This window comes from uncultured Escherichia sp., from assembly GCF_948475835.1.
Taxonomy (GTDB): domain Bacteria; phylum Pseudomonadota; class Gammaproteobacteria; order Enterobacterales; family Enterobacteriaceae; genus ECMA0423.
The window spans coordinates 1-5,333 of sequence record NZ_CAOLGM010000193.1 but is presented as its reverse complement, the minus strand read 5'-3'; the positions used below and the strand labels follow the sequence as shown (position 1 = coordinate 5,333).

Below are 5,333 nucleotides of genomic sequence, written 5' to 3'. Positions count from 1 at the left end.
TTATAGTGCTGGACGCCAACGATAACTGCAAGCGATACGCATGCTGCTACGCCCATTTGGGTAAGCTGTGCCGCCCACGGACGTACTTTCTGCCAGAATGGCATTTTCTGCCATTGATGCGGCGCAGGCTGGGCTTCCGGGATCAATGTCGCCGGTTGACGTACTGGCTCTTCTTCAATGGCGGCCATCACGCGTGAAGAGATATCGAAATGGAGCACCTCGGGAGTATCACCCCGCATTGAGTCACGGATTAAGTGATAGCTTTCCCAGGTTTTCTGCATTTCTGGGTTATGAGCCAGTTCGTTAAGCAGCTCACTATCCAGCGTTTCGCCATCCATTAAAGCGGAAAGTTGTTCTTTCTGCATGCCTAATACCCTTATCCAGTATCCCGCTATCGTCAACGCCTGATAAGCGGTTGAACTTTGTTATCAATAGCTTCCCTCGCTCGGAAGATACGTGAACGCACCGTACCTACCGGACAATCCATGATAGCGGCTATCTCTTCATAGCTCAGGCCATCCAGCTCCCGCAAGGTTATTGCCATGCGCAAATCTTCCGGGAGGGACTCAATAGTTCGGAAAACTATCTGTCTCAGTTCTTCTGACAACATTAAGTTCTCAGGGTTCGAAATTTCTTTCAACGCGCCGCCACTTTCGAAGTTTTCAGCTTCAATGGCATCCACATCACTGGAAGGTGGACGACGCCCCTGAGCAACCAGGTAATTTTTCGCTGTATTTACAGCAATCCGATACAGCCATGTATAAAAAGCGCTATCTCCCCGGAACGAATCCAGCGCACGATAGGCTTTAATAAAAGCTTCTTGTACCACATCGGGAACATCACCCGACGGCACATAGCGGGAAACCAGACTCGCCACTTTATGCTGATAGCGCACTACCAGTAGGTTAAAGGCTTTCTGATCTCCCTTCTGGACCCGTTCAACCAGGACCTGGTCCGTTAACTGCTCGCTCATCCGAGGTAAAGTCTCCCCAAACCAAATTTCCACGCGCTATCGAAACGCCACTCCATTAGCTGCAATTTGAGCAAGCAAAGGGTTAGAGTGTCTCGTTTTTGTAAAGTTCCGTAACGCATCTGTTTTTGTTTGTCATGCTGTAGACGGATCATTATCTATCATTATAAGTCTACAGAATCTGAACATCGCATTATCTGTGTAGAAATGCCCATTTAACTGCCTGAAGAGTAACCCAACGGCCTTTTTATTTCACCACCTAATCCTCCACCAGCCAGTAACTTCTCTTTTTCTCGCCGCCCTGCGTCAGCGTGTTTAGCCACTGTAACAAATATTAAAATAGCAGGTGTTTATTCGCACAACATGATGCTATGCTGACCAAACAGTGTTTAGTAAATTAAACAAAGAAAATGAATACTCTCCCAGAACATTCATGTGACGTGTTGATTATCGGTAGCGGCGCAGCCGGACTTTCACTGGCGCTACGCCTGGCTGACCAGCATCAGGTCATCGTTCTAAGTAAAGGCCCGGTAACGGAAGGTTCAACATTTTATGCCCAGGGCGGTATTGCCGCCGTGTTTGATGAAACTGACAGCATTGACTCGCATGTGGAAGACACATTGATTGCCGGGGCTGGTATTTACGATCGCCATGCAGTTGAATTTGTCGCCAGCAATGCACGATCCTGTGTGCAATGGTTAATTGACCAAGGGGTTTTGTTTGATACCCACGTTCAACCGAATGGCGAAGAAAGCTACCATCTGACCCGTGAAGGTGGACATAGTCACCGTCGTATTCTTCATGCCGCCGACGCCACCGGTAGAGAAGTACAATCCACGCTGGTGAGCAAGGCGCAGAACCATCCGAATATTCGTGTGCTGGAGCGCAGCAACGCAGTTGATCTGATTGTTTCTGACAAAATTGGCCTCCCGGGCACGCGACGGGTTGTTGGCGCGTGGGTATGGAACCGAAATAAAGAAACGGTGGAAACCTGCCACGCAAAAGCAGTGGTACTGGCAACCGGCGGTGCGTCGAAGGTTTATCAGTACACCACCAATCCGGATATTTCTTCTGGCGATGGCATTGCTATGGCGTGGCGCGCAGGCTGTCGGGTTGCCAATCTCGAATTTAATCAGTTCCACCCTACCGCACTGTATCACCCACAGGCACGCAATTTCCTGTTAACGGAAGCACTGCGCGGCGAAGGCGCTTATCTCAAGCGCCCGGATGGCACGCGTTTTATGCCCGATTTTGATGAGCGCGGCGAACTGGCCCCGCGCGATATTGTCGCCCGCGCCATTGACCATGAAATGAAACGCCTCGGCGCAGATTGTATGTTCCTCGACATCAGCCATAAGCCCGCCGATTTTATTCGCCAGCATTTCCCGATGATTTATGAAAAATTGCTTGGGCTGGGGATTGATCTCACACAAGAACCGGTACCGATTGTGCCTGCTGCACATTATACCTGCGGTGGTGTAATGGTTGATGATCATGGGCGTACGGACGTCGAGGGCTTGTATGCCATTGGCGAGGTGAGTTATACCGGCTTACACGGCGCTAACCGCATGGCCTCGAATTCATTGCTGGAGTGTCTGGTCTATGGCTGGTCGGCGGCAGAAGATATCACCAGACGTATGCCTGATGCCCACGGCGTCAGTACGTTACCGCCGTGGGATGAAAGCCGCGTTGAGAACCCTGACGAACGGGTAGTAATTCAGCATAACTGGCACGAGCTACGGCTGTTTATGTGGGATTACGTTGGCATTGTGCGCACAACGAAGCGCCTGGAACGCGCCCTGCGGCGGATAACCATGCTCCAACAAGAAATAGACGAATATTACGCCCATTTCCGCGTCTCAAATAATTTGCTGGAGCTGCGTAATCTGGTACAGGTTGCCGAGTTGATTGTTCGCTGCGCGATGATGCGCAAAGAAAGCCGGGGGCTGCATTTTACGCTGGATTACCCGGAACTGCTCACGCATTCCGGTCCATCGATCCTTTCCCCCGGCAATCATTACATAAACAGATAAAAAGCCTGGGTCAGCGCCGTATACGCTTCGGAATAGTTCTGGTCTGGCCCACGAATGACTAAGCGATCGCTAAAGCATTCTCCCGCCTGCGGGGAGAATGCCAGCAGCACCCGATGCGGCAGTCGCGCTTCGTTTTCCGCCACATCCGTCCGCAAACGTAAATGCCAGCCCATGCTTAATGCCAGTTCAGTAAAACCATTACCAATCTGCTCTGGCAGCACCACGCAGAAAAATCCCTCTTCGGTAATGCACTCCGCCGCACAGGTCAGCAGCGATGGGTGATCAAGCGTAGTGGTATAGCGAGCCTGTTCCCGTTGAGGTGTCGCGCACTCTACTCCCTGCTGATAGTAAGGTGGGTTACTGATGATTAAATCGAAGCGTACTGTCTGCTGTGTGATCCACTGCTGAATATCCGCCGTATGGACGTTAATCCGCTCTGCCCACGGGGACTGGTTGATATTTTCCTGCGCCTGCGCGGCAGCTTCACTTTCCAGCTCAACGGCATCAATTATCACGCTGTCACTGGTTCGCTGCGCCAGCATCAGTGCCAGCAACCCGCTACCCGCGCCGATATCAAGGCAACGTTTCACCCCAGCCACCGGTGCCCATGCGCCCAGCAAAATGCCATCCGTTCCCACTTTCATCGCACAGCGATCGTGAGCAACAAAAAACTGTTTAAAAGTAAATCCATTACGACGAAGCACGGATGTAGACTGTGACATGAAAATAAAACCTTGCAGGAAAAACGGCGATAGCACCGGGTGAGAACAATACCCGAGAAGCGATATCCATACAAACAGATGAAGATTGCAGCCGTAACGTCTATAATCAGCGCCCCACACAGAGGTAGAACATGACTGTAACGACTTTTTCCGAACTTGAACTCGACGAAAGCCTGCTGGAAGCCCTCCAGGATAAAGGTTTCACTCGCCCGACCGCCATTCAGGCTGCCGCCATTCCGCCTGCGCTCGATGGCCGTGATGTACTCGGTTCTGCGCCGACAGGCACCGGTAAAACGGCGGCGTATCTGCTGCCAGCGTTGCAGCACCTGCTCGATTTCCCGCGTAAGAAATCCGGTCCGCCGCGTATTTTGATCCTCACCCCAACTCGCGAGCTGGCGATGCAGGTGGCCGATCATGCCCGCGAACTGGCGAAACATACGCATCTGGATATCGCCACCATCACCGGCGGCGTAGCCTATATGAACCACGCGGAAGTGTTCAGCGAAAATCAGGACATCGTGGTCGCCACGACCGGACGTCTGCTGCAATACATAAAAGAAGAGAACTTCGATTGCCGCGCGGTTGAAACGCTGATCCTCGACGAAGCAGACCGTATGCTGGATATGGGCTTCGCTCAGGATATCGAACATATTGCTGGCGAAACGCGCTGGCGTAAACAGACCCTGCTCTTTTCGGCAACGCTGGAAGGCGATGCGATTCAGGACTTTGCCGAGCGTCTGCTGGAAGATCCGGTGGAGGTTTCTGCCAATCCGTCCACCCGTGAGCGCAAAAAAATTCATCAGTGGTATTACCGCGCCGATGACCTGGAACATAAAACCGCATTGCTGGTGCATCTGTTAAAACAGCCGGAAGCGACCCGCTCAATTGTGTTTGTGCGTAAGCGTGAACGTGTGCATGAGCTGGCAAACTGGCTGCGCGAAGCGGGCATCAACAACTGCTATCTCGAAGGTGAGATGGTACAAGGCAAGCGTAACGAAGCGATCAAGCGTTTGACCGAAGGTCGCGTAAACGTACTGGTTGCAACCGATGTTGCCGCGCGCGGTATCGACATTCCTGACGTCAGCCACGTCTTTAACTTCGATATGCCGCGCAGTGGCGATACTTATTTGCACCGTATCGGACGTACCGCGCGCGCCGGTCGTAAAGGCACCGCAATTTCGCTGGTGGAAGCCCATGACCATTTGCTGCTGGGCAAGGTTGGCCGTTACATTGAAGAGCCGATTAAAGCTCGCGTTATTGATGAGTTACGCCCGAAAACGCGTGCGCCAAGCGAGAAGCAGACCGGCAAGCCATCGAAGAAAGTACTGGCAAAACGCGCCGAGAAGAAAAAAGCTAAAGAGAAAGAGAAACCGCGTGTGAAAAAACGCCATCGCGACACCAAAAATATTGGTAAGCGCCGTAAACCAAGCGGAACGGGCGTGCCACCGCAAACGACAGAAGAGTAATCTCAATGCCGGGTTTAAGCCTGGTATTAAAAGTGCTGGCAAACGCAAAACTGCCTGATGCGCTACGCTTATCAGGCCTTGTATTATCCCTCCAGTGCAGAGAAAATCGGCCAGTTTTCTCTGCCTGCAGTCCGCATGCCGT

Annotated in this window: 6 protein-coding genes; 2 read left to right on the top strand and 4 right to left on the bottom strand. The window is 52.1% G+C overall.

What is annotated here, in order from left to right:
* The 3 genes from QZF50_RS22420 to rseD all read right to left on the bottom strand — a co-directional run.
* The coding region (locus tag QZF50_RS22420) for an RseA family anti-sigma factor (protein ID WP_204355552.1) at positions 1-365 on the bottom strand (365 nt) is incomplete at its 3' end.
* A 32-nt stretch (positions 366-397) separates the two neighbouring features.
* Positions 398-973 (bottom strand): RNA polymerase sigma factor RpoE, encoded by a 576-nt coding sequence (gene rpoE, locus QZF50_RS22415; RefSeq protein WP_001295364.1) that lies wholly within the window; start codon positions 971-973, stop codon positions 398-400.
* The gene (gene rseD, locus QZF50_RS22410; protein WP_001303621.1) at positions 970-1,125 is read right to left on the bottom strand and encodes a rpoE leader peptide RseD; all 156 of its coding nucleotides are present in this window, start codon (positions 1,123-1,125) and stop codon (positions 970-972) included. The genes rpoE and rseD overlap by 4 nt, the downstream gene beginning before the upstream one ends.
* A 255-nt stretch (positions 1,126-1,380) precedes the next feature.
* On the opposite strand from rseD, the gene nadB reads away from it, so the two are divergent.
* Entirely contained in the window at positions 1,381-3,003 is a 1,623-nt protein-coding gene (gene nadB, locus QZF50_RS22405) for an L-aspartate oxidase (protein ID WP_061892473.1), read from the top strand.
* Here nadB and trmN read toward each other — a convergent pair.
* The gene (trmN, locus tag QZF50_RS22400; protein ID WP_001298974.1) at positions 2,988-3,725 is read right to left on the bottom strand and encodes a tRNA(1)(Val) (adenine(37)-N(6))-methyltransferase TrmN; all 738 of its coding nucleotides are present in this window, start codon (positions 3,723-3,725) and stop codon (positions 2,988-2,990) included. The two genes, nadB and trmN, sit on opposite strands and share 16 nt — an antisense overlap.
* Before the next feature lie 131 nt (positions 3,726-3,856).
* Here trmN and srmB point away from each other — a divergent pair, with 131 nt between their 5' ends.
* A complete protein-coding gene (gene srmB, locus QZF50_RS22395) occupies positions 3,857-5,191 on the top strand; it encodes an ATP-dependent RNA helicase SrmB (protein WP_000219193.1) in 1,335 nt (444 codons plus the stop codon).
* Positions 5,192-5,333: the final 142 nt, after the last annotated feature.

What these genes read in the sequence shown, in the direction of transcription:
- srmB (WP_000219193.1), top strand. Translation starts at nt 3,857, where the DNA reads ATGACTGTAACGACTTTTTCCGAACTTGAACTCGACGAAAGCCTGCTG.
- nadB (WP_061892473.1), top strand. Translation starts at nt 1,381, where the DNA reads ATGAATACTCTCCCAGAACATTCATGTGACGTGTTGATTATCGGTAGC.
- rpoE (WP_001295364.1), bottom strand. Translation starts at nt 973, where the DNA reads ATGAGCGAGCAGTTAACGGACCAGGTCCTGGTTGAACGGGTCCAGAAG.
- rseD (WP_001303621.1), bottom strand. Translation starts at nt 1,125, where the DNA reads ATGATCCGTCTACAGCATGACAAACAAAAACAGATGCGTTACGGAACT.
- trmN (WP_001298974.1), bottom strand. Translation starts at nt 3,725, where the DNA reads ATGTCACAGTCTACATCCGTGCTTCGTCGTAATGGATTTACTTTTAAA.